The organism is Hymenobacter segetis, from assembly GCF_054776495.1.
Genome location: NZ_BAAHBV010000004.1, coordinates 56,173 through 73,292 on the forward strand (window position 1 = coordinate 56,173; position 17,120 = coordinate 73,292).

At 60.9% G+C, this 17,120-nt stretch carries 11 protein-coding genes; 3 read left to right on the forward strand and 8 right to left on the reverse strand.

The features are described from left to right. Window positions 1–42: 42 nt before the first annotated feature. The 4 genes from pstB to ACYU70_RS21150 are packed head-to-tail and all read right to left on the reverse strand — an operon-like array spanning window position 43 to window position 3,456. Window positions 43–795: a phosphate ABC transporter ATP-binding protein PstB gene (gene pstB, locus ACYU70_RS21135; RefSeq protein ID WP_342298902.1), complete on the reverse strand. Its 753-nt coding sequence runs from the start codon at window positions 793–795 to the stop codon at window positions 43–45. A 32-nt stretch (window positions 796–827) separates the two neighbouring features. Then, a complete protein-coding gene (gene pstA / locus ACYU70_RS21140; RefSeq protein WP_342298900.1) occupies window positions 828–1,682 on the reverse strand; it encodes a phosphate ABC transporter permease PstA in 855 nt (284 codons plus the stop codon). Beyond that, window positions 1,675–2,550 (reverse strand): phosphate ABC transporter permease subunit PstC, encoded by an 876-nt coding sequence (gene pstC / locus ACYU70_RS21145; protein ID WP_342298899.1) that lies wholly within the window; start codon window positions 2,548–2,550, stop codon window positions 1,675–1,677. The genes pstA and pstC overlap by 8 nt, the downstream gene beginning before the upstream one ends. 33 nt (window positions 2,551–2,583) lie before the next feature. Beyond that, a complete protein-coding gene (locus tag ACYU70_RS21150) occupies window positions 2,584–3,456 on the reverse strand; it encodes a PstS family phosphate ABC transporter substrate-binding protein (RefSeq protein ID WP_342298896.1) in 873 nt (290 codons plus the stop codon). Window positions 3,457–3,969: 513 nt separating this feature from the next. Here ACYU70_RS21150 and ACYU70_RS21155 point away from each other — a divergent pair. Further along, window positions 3,970–4,467 (forward strand): hypothetical protein, encoded by a 498-nt coding sequence (locus ACYU70_RS21155; protein WP_342298893.1) that lies wholly within the window; start codon window positions 3,970–3,972, stop codon window positions 4,465–4,467. A 754-nt stretch (window positions 4,468–5,221) separates the two neighbouring features. Here the strand turns inward: ACYU70_RS21155 and ACYU70_RS21160 are convergent. After that, on the reverse strand, window positions 5,222–5,767 hold the full coding sequence (locus tag ACYU70_RS21160) for a hypothetical protein (RefSeq protein WP_342298891.1): 546 nt from the start codon (window positions 5,765–5,767) through the stop codon (window positions 5,222–5,224). A 555-nt stretch (window positions 5,768–6,322) separates the two neighbouring features. Continuing rightward, a complete protein-coding gene (locus tag ACYU70_RS21165) occupies window positions 6,323–6,733 on the reverse strand; it encodes a hypothetical protein (RefSeq protein WP_342298890.1) in 411 nt (136 codons plus the stop codon). Between the two features lie 592 nt (window positions 6,734–7,325). On the opposite strand from ACYU70_RS21165, the gene ACYU70_RS21170 reads away from it, so the two are divergent. Both ACYU70_RS21170 and ACYU70_RS21175 read left to right on the forward strand, forming a co-directional pair. Next, on the forward strand, window positions 7,326–10,784 hold the full coding sequence (locus ACYU70_RS21170; RefSeq protein WP_342298889.1) for a BamA/TamA family outer membrane protein: 3,459 nt from the start codon (window positions 7,326–7,328) through the stop codon (window positions 10,782–10,784). 95 nt (window positions 10,785–10,879) lie between these two features. Further along, window positions 10,880–13,129 carry a patatin-like phospholipase family protein gene (locus ACYU70_RS21175; protein ID WP_342298887.1) on the forward strand — a complete coding sequence of 750 codons (2,250 nt, stop codon included), beginning with the start codon at window positions 10,880–10,882 and terminating at the stop codon, window positions 13,127–13,129. A 53-nt stretch (window positions 13,130–13,182) separates the two neighbouring features. On the opposite strand, the gene ACYU70_RS21180 is transcribed toward ACYU70_RS21175, so the two are convergent. Beyond that, window positions 13,183–14,754, reverse strand: coding sequence for an MFS transporter (locus tag ACYU70_RS21180; protein ID WP_342298885.1), 1,572 nt, complete (start codon window positions 14,752–14,754; stop codon window positions 13,183–13,185). A gap of 210 nt (window positions 14,755–14,964) precedes the next feature. Next, entirely contained in the window at window positions 14,965–17,007 is a 2,043-nt protein-coding gene (gene tkt, locus ACYU70_RS21185; RefSeq protein ID WP_342298883.1) for a transketolase, read from the reverse strand. Window positions 17,008–17,120 lie beyond the last annotated feature (113 nt).

Below are 17,120 nucleotides of genomic sequence, written 5' to 3' on the forward strand. Positions count from 1 at the left end.
GGCCACCAGCCGGCCCCATGAAAGCAGTCCGTCTAAACCCGTTCAGCCGAATCGGCCGGTGATGTAGTTCTGGGTCTGCTCGTGCCGGGGCTGGGTGAAGAGGATGCGCGTGTCGTCATATTCGATGAGCCTGCCGTAATTGAAGAAGGCCGTTTTGTCGCTCACCCGGCCGGCCTGCTGCATGTTGTGCGTCACGATGAGGATGGTGTAGTCCTTTTTCAATTCGTAGAGGAGCTCCTCGATTTTGGCCGTCGAAATGGGGTCCAGGGCCGAAGCGGGCTCGTCCATGAGCAGGATTTGGGGCTCGACGGCCAGCACCCGCGCGATGCACAGGCGCTGCTGCTGCCCCCCCGAGAGGGCCAGGGCCGATTGTGTAAGCTTGTCCTTCACCTCGTCCCAGAGCGCGGCCTGGCGCAGGGCCTGCTCCACGGCCGCGTCGAGCACGGCCTTGGTGCGCACGCCCTGCAGCACCAACCCGTAAGTGACGTTGTCGTAAATGCTTTTGGGAAAGGGGTTGGGCCGCTGAAACACCATGCCCACGCGCTTGCGCAGCTCCTCCACCACCACCTCCGGGGCATAGATATCCTGGCCGTGGATGAGGACGTGGCCTTCGTGGCGGCAGTCGGGGATGAAGTCGTTCATGCGGTTGAACAGGCGCAGAAACGTGGATTTGCCGCAGCCCGAAGGCCCAATCAGTGCCGTCACCGTCCGCGCACTGACGTCCAGGGTGATGTCTTCCAGCACGCGTTGCGGGCCGTAATAAACGCTGACGTGCTGAGACTGAAGTTCGTGCATGAGGGGAAAAATAGGCAGTGGGGCCGGCGCGGCTACGGGAGGCGCTGGCGCCAGCGGTAGCGCAGGTAAATCGCCGCGCCGTTGAGGCTGAAGGTGATAAGCAGCAGCACGATAATGGCCGCCGCCGCATTGGCCCCAAACGCTTTTTGGGGCCGCGAAATCCAGTTGAAAATCTGCACCGGCAGGGCCGAGAATTCGTCCAGGGGGCTGGCCGGGGCAAAGGGCACGTAGGCCAGCACGCCAATGACCAGCAGCGGGGCGGTTTCGCCCACGGCGCGGGCCAGGGCCAGAATCAGGCCCGTGAAAATGCCGCCGGCCGCGGCCGGCAGCACCTGGTGCCAGATGGTTTGCCAGCGCGTGGCGCCGAGGGCAAACGAAGCCTCGCGCAACGTCCGGGGCACCGCCTTGAGCGCTTCGCGGGTGGTGACGATGAGAATGGGCAGAATCAGCAGCGCCAGCGTGCTGCCGGCGGCCAGCACGCTGCTGCCCAGGCGCAGAAACCGCACGAATACCTCGAGCCCGAGCAGGCCATAAATGACCGACGGCACCCCGGCCAGGTTGGTGATGTTAACTTCGAGCAGCGCCGCCCAGCGGCCTTTGTGGCCGTATTCTTCCAGGTACACGCCCGCCGCGATGCCGACTGGCACGGCCAGTAGCGCGGTGAGCACGATTATCCAAGTGGTGCCCAGCAGGGCGGTGTAAATGCCCGCCCGCTCGGGAAACCGCGAGGGCAGGCCGCGCAGAAACGGGCCGCTGAGCCGCCCCGCCCCCGCGTGCACGATGTCGAGCAGGAACAGGGCCAGCAGCAACAGCCCGGCTCCGGTGGCCAGGACGCCCACCACGCGAAAGCCGCGGTCGAGCAGACGGTTGCGGGTCGTGCTAGTCATATTGCTCCTGGTATTTTTTGCGGAACCAGTACCCGAGGTTGTTCAGCAGCAGGGTGAGCCCGAACAGGGTGATGCCGGCGGCAAAAATCGTGTTGTACTCCAGCGTGCCGTAGGCCACGTCACCCGAGCTGACCTGCACGATGTAGGTGGTAATGGTTTCGATGGGCACCAGCGGATTGGCCGTCAGGCGGGGCTCCTGGCCGGCGGCAATGGCCACAATCATGGTTTCGCCCACGGCCCGGGAAATGGCCAGAATCACCGACACGGTGATGCCCGACGAGGCGGCCGGCACCATCACCCGGAAGGCCGTTTGCAGGCGCGTGGCCCCCAGGGCGTAGGAGGCTTCGCGTAGGGATTCGGGCACCGCCCCCAGGGCATCTTCGCTGAGCGAGGAAATGAAGGGCAGAATCATGACGCCCATCACGATACCGGCCGACAGGGCGCTGAACCCGGCCAGGCCCGGAATCAGGGATTGCAAAAACGGCGTCACGACCGTCAGGGCAAAGAACCCATAGACAACCGTGGGCACGGAAGCCAGAATTTCGAGCAGCGGCTTGACCACGTTGCGAAACGCCGACGACGCGTACTCGCTGAAATACAACGCGATAATGAGCCCCAGTGGCAGCGCGACGGCGACGGCCACCCCCGTGGTGAGCAGCGTGCCGGCCACCAGCGGCAGGATGCCGAAGTGCTGCTCGGCAAAGAGCGGCGTCCACTGCGTATCGGTCAGAAACACCCCCAGCGGCACCTGTCCAAAGAAATGCACCGCCTCCACGGCCAGAATCCAGATAATGCCCCCGGTAGTGAGCACGCTCAGGCCCGCGCTCAGCGCCAGCAGCGCCTCAATGATGCGTTCGGACGTTTTCATGAGCTTAAAGGACGAAGGGCGGGGTGAGATTGGCTAGCGGGACTGGGCCACAAAGCGGGCAAAGCGGGCCTCCTCGCGGTCGTACTCCGTGGGGGGCAGCGGGAAATAGCCCACCTCGCGGGCCAGGCGCGGGGCCTGCCGCAGGTAGAAGCGCAGGAAGGCCTGCACGGCCGGGCGGCGGGCGGCGGGCCCGCTCACGTACAGGAGCAGGGGCCGGGACAGGGGCGCGTAGGTTTTGTTCTTCACCGTTTCGGGCGACGGCGCCACCGGCCCGGCCCCGTTGTCGGCCCGCTCGTCGTCGATGGGCACGAGCTTGAGGGCGGCCTGGTTGGCCTCGTAGTAGGCAAAGCCGAAGAAGCCCAGTGCCAGACGGTCGGTGGCGATGCCCTGCACCAGCACGTTGTCGTCTTCGCTGGCCGTGTAGTCGCCCCGGCTGGCGTGGCTGGTCCCCACAATGGCCTGGGTGAAATAGTCGTAGGTGCCCGAGGCCGTACCGGCCCCGAACAGGTGAATCTCGGCCTTGGGCCACTCGGGCCGGACCTGGTTCCAGTGCGTGAGGCGGTGCTGGGCGGCGGGCTCCCACATCTTCTTCAGCTCGGCCACCGTCAGGCTCCGCACCCAGGTATTGGCCGGGTTCACCACCACGGCCAGCCCGTCGTAGGCCACGGTGAGCGCTGCGTAGTCCAGCCCCTGACACTGCTGCTGCTCGCTCGCTTTGATGGGCCGGGAGGCATTCGCCACGTCGATTTCCCGCCGGCAGAATTTCTGAAAGCCCCCGCCCGTGCCCGAGACGCCCACCGTGATGCGGGCCGCCGGGTGTTCCCGGGCGTATTCCTCCACCACGGCTTCGGTCAGGGGGAAAACCGTGCTGGAGCCATCCATCCGAATCTTGCTTTCCGGAGGCATACCGCCACAACCAGCGGCCAGTAGCCCAAACGCTAGAACACAGACCTGGTGTCGGGTGGCCGGGCGGAGCATCGGTTCAGTCGTTTAAATGAAGCCCGGTTTCTGGCGGGCGGCAGCCAAGCACTAACGCGCACAGCCTTGAACGTGGATAGTATGCCGCTGACAGGACGGAATGCGTTACTATATTGTTAAATATTTATATATTATAATAAATTATTGGGCAAAAAGCGCGTATTAGTTGCGGAGGCCGTTAGATTTTTCCCCTGCCTGCTAAATGCCATGACCGAGTCCGTCCTGCGCGCTTCGTTTGTCCGTCAGCATGCCACCGAAATCGGGGAGCTCAGGGCGGGGCCTGGATAGCCGTTGAGATAGGCTGCCGGAGTGGGGCTTGGGGCCAAGCGCTTGCTGATAATGGGAGCTGGCCCGCCAGCAAATGGTAATACCAGCGTAACGGCCGACGCGCCTTCCACGGGTAGGCAAGGGCGAACTTTGTCTTCTTTTTTGCCTGCCGGTATGTCCGTACGTCTCGCTGCCCATTCCGCGTCTGGAGGATTGATTGGAATGCGAACCTGGCGGCGGTGGCTGGCATTACTCCTGGTGGTGTGCCTCGGTGAGTCGGCGCAGGCGCAGGCCCCCGCCGACCCGTTGCGGCCAGCCGCGGCCCTGGTGCCGTTGCCGCGGGCCGTGGACACGGTGCGGGCGGTACACCTGCTGTTTCAGGACCGGCGCACGGGCGGGCTGACGTTTACCTTCCTCGGTCTGCCGCTGACGGGCCTGTTCACGCTGTTTTCGGTGGGGTACGCGCCGGGCACCGGCCCCACCACGCAACCGCACAAAGGGGAAACCATTCTGGAGGGCGCTTTCCTGGGAGCGCTCCCAATGGGCATCGGCATCAGCAAGCTGGTGCGCTTCAGCAAGGCCCGGGAAGCAGCGGTGATTGCGAATTATGCGCGCGGGACGCCGCTGCCGCCATTGATTCGGGCCCGGCTGACGCGCAAGTACTTTCGGTAGAAAGAAGCAGCCCTGGCTGCAGCAAAAAGTCCCGTTGCGGGGCGGCAGCGGGACTTGGGAAGAAGTCGGTTTGGTAGTTGGTTGAAGGATAGCAGTTGGTTGAAGGAGTAGCGCCGGCCCACCTAGCCCCGCCAGCGGGCGTGGATGGGCCGAATGAAGCACGGGTTACGGTTCGATTATGATTGCCCCAAACGGTTTCGGGAGGCACAGGGTGCGAGTACCTTTGTTTCGAAGAGGGAACATCAGCCCGGTCGGGTCGGGGGTGGGCCCGGCCGGCACCACCCCATTATGGCTAGCGCTTTACGACGGCACGATACGGATAAACAATTAGGTTAAAAGCCCACAAGCATGCCCCAATCTGCAAGTTGGGCCGTGCTTGTTGACGGTAGTAGTCGCGCGCCAAGCGGTCTTGGGGCTCTTTTTTCTGGCTTCATAAAAACATAGCGGGCGCGACATCTGCCGGTAATGGGCGCGGGCGTCCTTTGTGGAACACCTGCACTTCAGCTTATGAAATTGCGCAAGCCTATCGCACTCGCCCATTGGCTCTCTCGACTTGCGGCCCTGGTTCGCCCCACTCAGGCACTGCCTGCGACGGAGGAAGCCCCCTGCCTATTTATATAAGGACTCCTCGGGCAAGAATGGGGCTTCGGCTAGAAATGCGGTGCCAGAAACGTGGAAGTGCAACGATTACTTGAAGCGCAAAGCTGTCTATTTAAACGGTCGGAAAAGGCAAAAGCAGGCAGTCAGTAGGCCTCTACTGATCCTGCTTTGCGCGAAAAAAGGCGGGCACCAGGCGGTGGCGGTTAGTGAAGGAAATGCATTGGTTCGTGGTGATGGCCGGGAAACGCCCCGCCCATTGCTGATCCCGCTTCACCACAGCGGCCCCACCGCTTCGGTAAAAGGACTGGCGCTGCTCATCGAAGTAAGAGTAGTGCTCTTGGCCCGGTTGAAGCAGCGGCTGGACGTGGCGAATGACGTGCGCAAAAACATTAACCGTATCGTCTTTGACGAAGGGGCGGGCGCAATTACTCTCCTCTTGCAATACCAACACGGTATCGCGGCGGACAAGGCCCTTTTTTCGGCTGGTGACGCGCAGCAACACATCGTAGCCCAAAAAACGGCGGTTTCGCCCGGGCTCGTGGGGGGCAATGGCGGCGATGGCTTGTCCGACAAAGGCCTCCTCGGACTGATCGTAGATGTGCTGCAGTTGCGCTTCGGTTTCGAACCACCAGCACCCACACGCCAGGGAGACGGCCGCCCCACCGAGCAGGCACACCAGGAGACCACTTTTTCTTTCCATCGCGGCGGTTTGAGCGCACCAAGGTAGTAGCAGCAGGATAGTGCTGCGCACCACGCAGGTGCAACCGGCATGTTCACCTTAACGGTGGTGGCTGTTGCACAACCCGCAATTGGCTCGAAAACAGCGTGCCTTTAACAGCGGGACGAGCAAAAAACGGCTGCAACGCAGGGTTCAAGGACTGGTTCAACTAATGGCAGCACCTTGGAAAGGCCGATAGGGAGTGCTGCAACAGCCACCCTCGTTTCGATTAACGGCGCGTTTTTCGATTCGGACCGTGGCTGTTGCAGAACTCCCGAAACAGGCAGTCACCACCTGTTTATTAGGTCATCAATTGCTCGAACAAGCCCTTAAAGCCACGTTTTCTGCCGGCCGCCCTTTGTGTTGCCCGGAGATGCGTGCGCTTGGAGAGTTCTGCAACAGCCACTCTCGTTTCATCAAACAGAGGACGTTTACCTTCGGACTGTTTTCATGAACGAACGTTCTTAACTCGAAACTTTTGCCCGAAAGGCCTATTCGACCACTTAAAATCGGTTGTCAACCGCTCATTTTCTCTCCTTAGACGCGTTCCTGCTTCGGGGGTAGCGATTGCGCCAACTCCTGCTGATAAGCCCAATCCTCGGGCGAAAGGATGGCTTGCAGGAACGCATCGTAGCCCAGGTCACGGCGCTCGAGCGCGTGCCGTCGGAGCGGCAGGCTGTTCTTGCTGGCCGCAAAGCCATCACGTTCCATGGCTAGCCGCATCTTCTCGGGCAAGCCTTCCAGCCAATGGCGGAAATCCTCTTCCGTTACCTCGCCGTCAGCCTGCTGCTGGTAGCGGTAACTGGCATTACCCAGCCGAAACAGCCGGGCGTGGTAGGCGCGCTGCGCTTCCGGCAGCGCTGCCAGAAACTCCAGTTGCGACTGGTGGTACTTATCCAGCGGGTGTCGGGGATTCAGCAGCTCTTCCATGCCGTAAAAGAACGACAAGGGGCGGGTAGTAGCTAAGGGCCAATCAGGAACTAGCAGAACCGAATTCCTTAGCGGGGTTTTCTGTTCCTACTCTAGTGAGACCCCTATATCAATACTTCTGATTTACCTAGTCCTCAATGAATAGCTTTCCATGCATAACACGACATGCTGAACTTTAGCCTAGAGTCGAGTTGCCTTGCGGGTATCTCGCGGGCACATAAAAAAGCGAATGGCATGGCATGCAGCTCCCAGGTAATTGGAGATATCCAAAAAAAACACTGTATAAATTTGGAGGCAGTTCCGAAAAGAGGGCTAACCACTTAAGTGAAAAGTTAGTAAAACCTGCGTCACGCTATCGTGAAAGCCTTTTGATGCGGGTCTCTAAGCTTACATATTCATGGCACAGGGCTTGAGTTGACCGGGTTATAAGGGCTTTGTATCCTCATTGGTTGCCAGCTGGTGGCTACCTCGGTACCCCGCCCCCGCAAGCCACTGGGGCTTCCAGAAGGCTGCGCCATTGAGCCCCTCTCTGATGCATTGTCTTTACTCCTGCGTAGTGCTTTGCTGCCGACTGGTTGGCTTCGTGCTGCTGGGGCTACCTGGGCTTGCGATGGCCCAAGGGCAGGCCTCGCCCGCTCCGGCGAGCACCGTTTTCTTTTTGGGCGGAACCGGCCGACTGGCTCTGGCCAGTTATGCAGAAAGCGTAAAAAAGCTGCGCGCTCAAGCCGGGCCGCAGAGTACGTTGGTGCTCCTCGGCGACCAACTATTTCAGCCCCTACCGACCGCGGCCGCGCCACGTGCCCGTGCCGAGGCTCGGCTGCGCCAACTGCTGGCTCCCCTGCAGAGCTTTCCCGGCCGGTTAGTTGTTGTCCCGGGCGGGGCTGGCTGGCTACTGGGCCGCGAACCGCAACTGCTGCTGGAGCAGTTCCTTGGTCGCGGCAAAGTAGTCTGGCCCGCCTCGGGCTGCCCCGGCCCGGTCGAAGTGGTATTGGATGCGCAGCATACGCTGGTGGTCCTTAATACGCCGTGGTGGTTATATGCCGATGACCAACCTAAGCGTACCAGCGGGTGCGAGGCACTGGACCCCGCCGCCGTGATGGTTTTGCTCGATGATATCTTACGCCGAAACTATGCAGCCGGCAAGCAAGTGGTCGTGGCCGGATACCACGCCATTTATAAAACCGGCAGCTACGTGCAGCAGGCAGCCCTTCCCAATCCAGGTTACCGTCTGTTGTGCCGGGTACTGCGCCGTACGCTGGAAAGATACCCTGGCCTAGCATATGTTAGCGGGCAGGGCCGCCACCCGAACTACCACGAATTGAACGGCGTGCACTACCTCGTCAGCGGTAGCACAGCGCGGGTAACTTGGCGGGACAATACCCCCCAGCCGGCGGGTCTCATGCGTCTTGACTATGCGATGAAAGACACGGTGCGGGCAACGTACTGGGCGCCCGCGGCCGGTCAAACTACGAACCGCCCCCTTTTCAATTGGCAATGGCTGACCCCAACTTCCAACCGGCCCAAGGATAACGATACAACCCTTATTCACAGCTTTCGCAACCAAACCGTGGTGGTGCAGGCCAGCACGCAGTATGAAGCAGGCCGAGTGAAAAAGTGGCTACAGGGCACCAATTATCGCCGCGAATGGGAGCAGCGGCTGACAGTACCGGTGCTGGACCTGGGCACGGCCGAAGGCGGGCTAATTCCACTAAAACGTGGGGGTGGTCTGCAAACCAAAGCGTTGCGCCTGCGCGCTCGTAGTGGACAGGAGTATGTACTGCGGGCCGTTGAGAAGAATACGACCAGTTCGGTCCCCCCGTTTCTGCGACACACGTTTGCCACAGCCATCGTGCAGGACCAGATTTCGGCGGCTCATCCGTACGCGGCCTTGGCCGTGCCTACGCTAGCCGAGGCGGCAGGTGTGGGGCACTCCAACCCGCAGTTGGTGTACGTACCCAACGACCCACGTCTGGGCCTGTACCGGCCGGAATTTGCGGGCACGCTGGCACTGCTTGAAGCCCGGGAGCCTACGCCGCCGAGCCTCTTTACCGGCCAGCCCGAGCGTAAAAACTACAGCACCGCCGATGTCCTGGCGGCACTAGAAGCCGACGCCCGCAACCGCGTGGACCAGCGCGCCGTGCTCCGTGCCCGCTTGCTGGATATGCTACTAGGTGACTGGGACCGCCACGAAGACCAATGGCGTTGGTTGGCCTACCCCCTATCCGGCGGCGGCAAGCGGTTTCGGGCCGTGCCGCGCGACCGCGACCAAGCTTTTTTCGTGAACCAGGGCCTGCTGCCCCGCGAGGCCAGCATGGACTTTTTGTTGCCGCGCATCCAGGGATTTCACACAGGCTTTCGCAATATCAATACCTTTAACTACCAGGCCCGCTACTTCGACCGCTCCTTTCTTACGGAACTGAGACAGGCCGACTGGCGCGCCGTAGCCGACTCGGTGCAGGCTGGTTTGAGTGATGCCGTGCTACTAAAAGCGCTGCACCAATGGCCCGATTCCATTTACCAGTTATCCGGCCCCACAATTTTAGCCAAGCTACGGGCCCATCGCAATGACCTGCCTTCCTGGGCCAATAAGTATTACCTCTTCTTGGCCGAGGGGGTAGATGTGGTCGGCAGCAATCAAGGCGAGTACTTCGATGTGGTGCGCCAAAATGATGCCCAAACCCAGGTGAGGATGTATGCCCGTACTGCTGCCGGTCAGCGCGGCGCGCTGTTGTACAACCGCACGTTTTTCACGGCTGAAACCAGGGAAATCCGCCTGTACGGTCAGGGCGGCGACGACCTGTTCACGGTGAGTGGCCGCGTAAGCACGGGTTCCGTGGTGCGAATAATCGGGGGCACCGGGGCCGATAGCCTCATCGACCGCTCCCAGGTAGGCGCAAGCCGCCGCAAAACTGTGGCCTATGATGAGCCTCAAGGCCTGACTATGGTTGGCCACGCTGCCACCCGGCTGCACCTGAACCCGGCAGAAAGCACGCGTACCTACGACCGCGAAAGCTTCCAATACCCTATCCTGATGCCACTCATGCCGTGCAGCTACAACGTGGACGACGGCATCTTCTTGGGATGGGGCGTCGGCATCAAGCGTCCCGGCTTTCGCAAGTCGCCCTGGGCCGCCACGCACGCCCTGACCGGCAATGTAGCCTTGGCCACCGGCGCGTTCAGCTTCGCCTATAACGGCTTGCTCACCCAGGCCATTGGTCGACTCGACGTGCAGTTGCAAGCTTTGGTAGAGGCCCCAAACTACGTGCGCAACTTCTACGGGTTAGGCAATAACACCCAGCCTATCGCCGAACAGCCGCTGAGCTACTACCGGGTGCGATTCCGCAATGTCGCAACGTCCGTGATGCTGCGCCGGGCCCTCACGCCGCGCTGGCAGGTGTTTGGTGGGGTGCAATACCAAGCCGTCGAAGTGGAAGACCAAGCCGACCGCATTCTGCATCAGCTTTCCGATGACCGCCTGCGCCCCGCCAGTCTTTTTGCCGATAAGCAGTACGCGGGCCTGCAGCTAGGACTGGAGATGACCAGTCTGCATGCCAAAGCTGCCTGGCCCCAGGGCGCGCACTGGCGCACCGAGCTCACGCTACAGCGCCCGCTCACCGCCGCAGCCCGTCCCCTGACGCAGCTCAATTCTGAATTAGCGCTGTACCGCAGCTTCCGGCTGCCGTTTCGCCTCACGCTGGCCAGCCGGTTCGGCGGCACGGCTAACTTTGGCGACTACGAGTTTTTCCAAGCCGCTACGCTCGGTGGGCTCAGCAACCTGCGCGGCTTTCGCCGCACGCGCTTCGCGGGCCGCCAGAGCCTGTACAACAATCTGGAGGCCCGCTTGCAGCTAGGCAGCTTTAGCACGGTGGTGCTGCCGCTCACGTTTGGGGTGCTGGCCTTCCACGACGTGGGCCGGGTGTGGGTGCCCGGCGAGGACTCCCTTACTTGGCACCGGGGCTACGGTGGCGGCCTTTGGGTGTCGCCTAAGCCGCTGGTGACGCTAACGGCCATGTATGGTCTCTCTTCTACCGAGCAGTTGTTACTGGCACGATTGGGTTTCTTCTTCTAACCGCCCGACGGGAATGGCACCAGGCCAGTTTGCAAAGCTGATGTGACCACCATGGCTCCGCCTATTCAGAAATGCTCCTGCCCTAATAGTTCCCCATGAAATTTCCGCTCTTTTTACTCTTGCTGCTATTTGCGATGGGGCAAGCCGGGCGGGCGCAACCGCCCGGAGCACGTCCCCGGATTGGGCTGACGCTGAGCGGCGGTGGAGCGCGCGGCTTGGCCCATATCGGACTACTACAGATGCTTGATTCAGCCGGCGTGCAGGTCGATTATGTGACAGGCACCAGCATGGGGGCAATTGTGGGGGCGCTCTACGCCGCCGGCTACAGCGGCCATGACATCGACCTATTGGTATGCGAGCTGGACTGGGGTGCGTTACTAACCAATGGGGCCCAGCTGCGCACCGTCACCCTCGCGGAGAAGGACGATGTAAGCCGCTACCTGATTGAACTCCCGTTTGTCCGGCGCAAACTACAGCCCCCCAGCGGCGTTATTGAATCAGAAGAGTTGTGGCTTAAACTTAGCGAGCTGTTCCTGCCTTACTACCGCACCAAGGACTTTAGCTGCTTCCAGCGCGGGTTTCGCTGCGTAGCTACCGACATTTTATCGGGCGAGGCGGTGGTGCTGCAACGGGGTGAAATCGTACCCGCCATTCGGGCCAGCATGGCTATTCCGTCCGTTTTCACGCCCATTTACTACCAGGGCCACCAGTTGGTCGACGGGGGCGTTGTGCGCAATTTTCCCGTGTCGGAACTCAAAGCCATGGGCGCGGGAGTTATCATCGGCAGCAATGTGTCGAACGGGGCCTACACCGAGGCCAGCCTACGAAATGCACTTGATGTGCTGCTGCAAATCACATTCTTCAAAGACAACGCCGACTTCAAAAGCCAACGTGCTTTATGCGACGTTTACGTTGATTATCCGCTGAAAGGCTTCACCACCGGGGGCTTTGCCGACGCCAAACCCATCACACGCATTGGCCTTGGCCGGGGGCAGCAGATTTTTCCGCAGCTTAAGCGGCTGGCTGATTCGCTCGATGCGCAATACGGGCCCAGGGCACCATTGCGGCCGGTTCCTCGCCTTGACTCCATCTATATCAGTAGTTGCGAGGTGCACGGGCTGGAACCTCAAAACGTGTCCTTGGTGCTGCAGCTGATGACATTTCGGCCCGGCCGCTTTTACACGCCAACACAGCTGTCGGCGGCGGTGCGGGGGGCGTTTGGCACCCGCTATTTTCGTCGCCTAACCTATACGCTGCAACCCTTGCCGGATTCCACGGCCCACATAGTATTTGAGGCGGTGCGGGCTCCGCTCACCCACCTGCAGTTTGGGCTGCACTACCATTCCCTCACCGGCATTGGGTTGATTAGTAGCATCTCCGCTAAGGATTGGCTACTGCCGTTTTCCACCAGCCAAGCGGCGTTAAACCTCGGCGAGAACCCGCGCTTCCGCCTTAAACACTTCCAGTACCTGACCCCGAGTAAGCACGCTTTCCTGCGCCTGCTGGCCCAGGCGGAGCAATTGGATGTCGCCACCTATGGTGCGGGCATTCGCAAATCCGGGCTCTACACCCAGCGCTACGGCACCGTCAGCGGCCAGCTCATGCAGGAGTTCACCCGCAACGCAGCCTTTGGAGTCGGCACCCGCTACGAATACGTCAGTTTCCGTCCCGAAATTGCTTCCGGGCTTCAACTGAACGGGCGTTTGCGGCTTATTACCAGCTTCATTTGCTACGAAGCCAATACCTGGAATGCCGCCATATATCCCACCGCCGGCCGCAAGGTAGACGCCGAGGCAGGCTACGTTTACGGGCAAGCCCCTAGCTTCCGGGTGCTGGACGGCCCCACCCTGGTCGAGACCCAAGACGCGGCGCGCTTCTCGTTCCGGCCCTACCTGCGCACTCGCCTCAATCTGGAGCAATTTTGCCCCCTGTCAGCGCGCGCCACCCTTCTGTTACAAGCGCAGGCCGGCCTCAACTTCAACTACCGGCAAATTGTAGTCAATGATTTCGTGGTGGGCGGGCTCACGCCCGTACTACGCAACCAACTCACCTTTGCCGGGCTTCCCGAAGCGGCCTTGCTGACCAGCAGCGCGGCGGCCGCCCTGGTTGGGTACCGCCATGCCCTGGCGCCCAAGGTGTACATCAGTGGGAAAGCAAATGTGCTTTATCACGATTTTCTCACCGCTAATTTGCAACTGCAGTCAGCACAGGTACGCTACGGCGGAGCGGTCACGTTAAGCTACCGCTCATTTCTGGGACCCATCGATGCGAGCCTGCTTTATTCCAATGCTGCAGAAAGGGTCCTGCCCTATTTCAATATCGGCATTCCCTTTGGCTACCGATGATGACAAGTGACCGAAACGGTGATTTATCCAACATCTGGCGATAAAGTAGGCCACTACTTGCCATTCGCAGGAGGCTTGGCAGTCGGTGGTGAAACACTGGGAACAAGCCAGAAGGCTAGGCCGGCACTGGCCAGGGCCATTACTGAGCACAGCCGGAGAATGCGCTGAAAGGTGTGCTGAAACGCCTCGCGGAAAGCTTGTTTCACCACCGGGCGTTGGCGTGCGGGCACACTAACCGGCACGGAAGCGGCGCCAAATTTGCGCGCTTCCGTGCGCAAATCGGTGCGCGCCACGGCCGATAGCACAACGGAAGCGGTGTGCAGTGCCAACTGGTTGTGAAAGTCTACCAGCGCAACGGCGCCGAAAATGGCCAAGGCCAATACGCCGGCTGCCCGGGAAACCGCGTTGTTCACGCCCGAGGCCGTGCCCGCGTAATGACTCGCTACGGCCGTCATGACGGCTGTAGTCAGGGGAACCACGGTCACGGCCATTCCCAAGCCGAACAAGACCATGCCGGGGAAAAAAGTATTCCAGTAAGCAGACGGCCCAGGCGTTACGCCCACGGTGCTCAGCCAGCCAAATCCCAGGGCAACGACCAGCGGACCGACCGTGAGCAGGAGCCGGGGACCGTGGCGGTCTGCCCAGCGGCCGGCCGGCCGCGAGCCCAGCGAAATGAGCCCGGCCAGCGGCATAAAGGCCAGCCCGGCCTGCAGTTGGGTATAGCCCTGCACCTGAACTAAATTGAGCGAAAGGAAGAAGGTCGCGGCCGTGAGGGCTCCGTACAGAAACAGGGTGAGCAGGTTCGTGCCGCTAAAGGTGCGGTTGCGAAACAATACCAGGGGCAGCATCGGATGCGAAGCATGCGCTTCGAGGGCGATGAAAGCGCTCAGGGCCAGAAACCCGCCCCCTACGCCCCCCCAAACCCAGGGATTGGCCCAGCCTTGGGCCGGAACCAGCAGCAGCCCAGCGGTCAGCGCCGCTAAGCCCAGGGCCGCCAGCGCCGCGCCTGGCCAATCGCTGCCCTCCGCGGAGGGGTCACGGGTTTCGGGCACTTTGCGCCACAGCACCACCAGGGCAACGGCGGCCAGCGGCAGGTTGAGCAGAAAGATGGCCCGCCACCACCCGGCATCGGCTAGCCAGCCGCCAAGTGCCGGGCCAGCCAGCAAAACCAGTGTGGTCGTCGCCGACCATGTCCCAATGGCTTGCCCCCGCTTATTGGCCGGAAATTGAGCCGAAATCAGCGCCAGGCTGCCGGGTACTAACAGGGCCCCGCCAACGCCCTGTATCAGTCGGGCAGCAATCAGCCACCCAGTGGCAGGAGCCATTCCGCACGCCAGAGATGCCGCCGCAAACAACATCAGACCCGCCATGCAGACCCGCTTGCGGCCCAGACGGTCGCCCAAAGCCCCACCTTCCAGCACCAGAGCAGCCAGCACGAGCAAGTAACTATTTACGACCCAGAGCATCCCGGCCCCGTTGGCGTTGAGGTCACGCTGGAGGGCCGGTAGGGCAACGTTCAGGGCAGTGCCATCGAGAAAGACCATACAGGAAGCTGCGATGGCAGCCACCAGCGTCCATCGCTCCTCAGCCGTTAAAGCGTTCGATGATTCTGATGCGATGGGCATAATGCAGAATAGAAGCAGAAAAGTGGCAGTAGCCAGCCAAACGGGGATTATAATTCCTGGCCACGCCCGTGGCGCTGAGTAGGGCGACCAACTTATCCGCTACTACTCACGCATCAACAATTTCGCTATACGTTGGAGATTTTTCTGGTTGGAACACCAAGATATGTTTAGTGATTGGGAGAAAGCATCAAAAGCGCCGCTTGGTTGATTTTAGTAACGCCTTTCTGCCGCTACGTTGCCAGCAAGCACAGCTTGGGCGTGCTTGACTACATTCTCGACGGTAAAGCCGAATTTCTTGAACAGCAATTCTGCTGGGCCCGACGCGCCGAAATGATTCATCGCAATAACGCTGCCTTCGTCGTTCGTGTATTTGTGCCAGCCGATGGGCGAGCCGGCCTCAATGGCCAGGCGTTTACGCACGGGTGTCGGGAAAACGAGCTCGTGGTAGGCGGCATCTTGGTTTTCAAATAACTCCCAGCTTGGCATGCTGACGACGCGGGTGGGGGTGCCGGCGGCCTGCAGTGCCTGTTGGGCTTCCAGCGCCAGGGCGACCTCCGAGCCAGTGGCGATAAGAATTAAGTGGGGTTGGCCACTGTCGGCTTCGCGCAAGATGTATGCCCCCTTGGCTACCCCCTCGCGGGCTGAGCCGAGGCTACGTTGGTCCAGGATGGGCAGCTTTTGGCGCGAGAACACGAGCACGACCGGCGTATGGGAAGTGCGCAGGGCAATGCGCCACGCTTCGGTGCTTTCATTGGCATCGGCGGGGCGCAGCACCACGATGTTGGGGATACTGCGCAGCGCCAGCACTTGCTCGACGGGCTGGTGGGTAGGGCCGTCTTCGCCGAGGCCAATGCTGTCGTGGGTGAAGACGAACGTAGCTGTGCTCTTGCCCAGGGCGGCTACGCGAATAGCCCCGCGCATGTAGTCGCTGAAAGTCAGGAAAGTGCCGCCGTAGACCCTCAGGCCGCCATGGTGTGCCATGCCATTCAGGGCGCCGCCCATGGCATGCTCGCGCACCCCGAACCACACATTGCGCCGCTCGGGATGCAGGTACTGGAAGCTGTCGTCCCCCACCTTGTTCATTTCATTTGACGTGGCCAAGTCGGCTGAACCGCCAAATAGAAAGGGAATCGATTTTTTGAGGGCTTCCAGTATTTGGCCTGACGCTTGGCGCGTGGCTAGCGCACCCTCAGCGGGCGTGTACACCGGCAGGTCGGCGTCCCAGCCTTCGGGCAATTCACCCGCGAATGACGCCTTAAACATCGCGGCCTCGCCGGGGTAATCCTTGGTGTAGGCGTCGAAACTGGCTTCCCATTGCTTTTGCAGCTCTGCGCCCTTCAGGCCGGATTGCCGCAGGTGCTCGTATACCTCAGCCGGCACCTGAAACGATTGCTCGGGGTCGAAGCCGTAAAACCGCTTGGTCGCTTTGACATTGTCGGGGCCAAGGGGACTACCGTGGGTTTTGCTGGTGCCCGCCAGTGGCGAACCAAAGCCGATAATGGTGCGCACTGCAATAATGGAGGGCCGGTCTTTCACCGACTGCGCCACGCGGATGGCATTCTCCAGCTCGTCGAGGCTGTTGCCGTCCTGTACGTGCTGCGTGTGCCAGTAGTAGGCATCGAAGCGCTGCATGGCGTTCTCGGTGTAGGCAAAGCTGGTAGGGCCGTCGAGCGATATTTTGTTGTCATCGTAGAGGTAAATCATCTTGCCCAGCTGCAAGTGACCGGCCAGGGAGGCCGCCTCCGAGGCGATGCCTTCCATCAGGTCGCCGTCGCTCACCAGCACGTAGGTGTAGTGGTCCTGCAGCGGCGCGTGGCCTTCTTTGTTATAAAGGGCGCCGAGGTGCGCCTCGGCCATGGCCATGCCCAGGCCATTGGCAAAGCCTTGTCCTAAGGGGCCGGTAGTTACCTCCACACCGGGCGTGCGGTGCGACTCTGGGTGGCCCGGCGTGTTAGAATCGAGCTGCCGGAACTGCTTGAGGTCGTCGAGTGTCAAATCAAAGCCATATAGATGCAACAGGCTGTATAACAACGCCGAACCATGACCCGCCGACAGAATGAATCGGTCCCGGTTGGGCCACTTGGGGTCCTGCGGGTTGAAGCACAGGAAGCGTGACCAGAGCACGTAAGCCATTGGCGCTGCCCCCAGCGGCAGACCAGGGTGGCCGGAATTAGCTTTTTGCACCATGTCCACCGACAGTAGCCGAATGGTATTGATGCTCAACTCGTCGAGGGTTGCTTGAGAAGTATTCATAGGGCTTTTAGAAAATTTCCTGGTTAGCGTTGTCAATCCTACCCCACTGTGCATTGTGCTGCAACTTGCCGGTTCGCTTTCTGATTATTGATGAGCGTAACACGTTGCGTCGT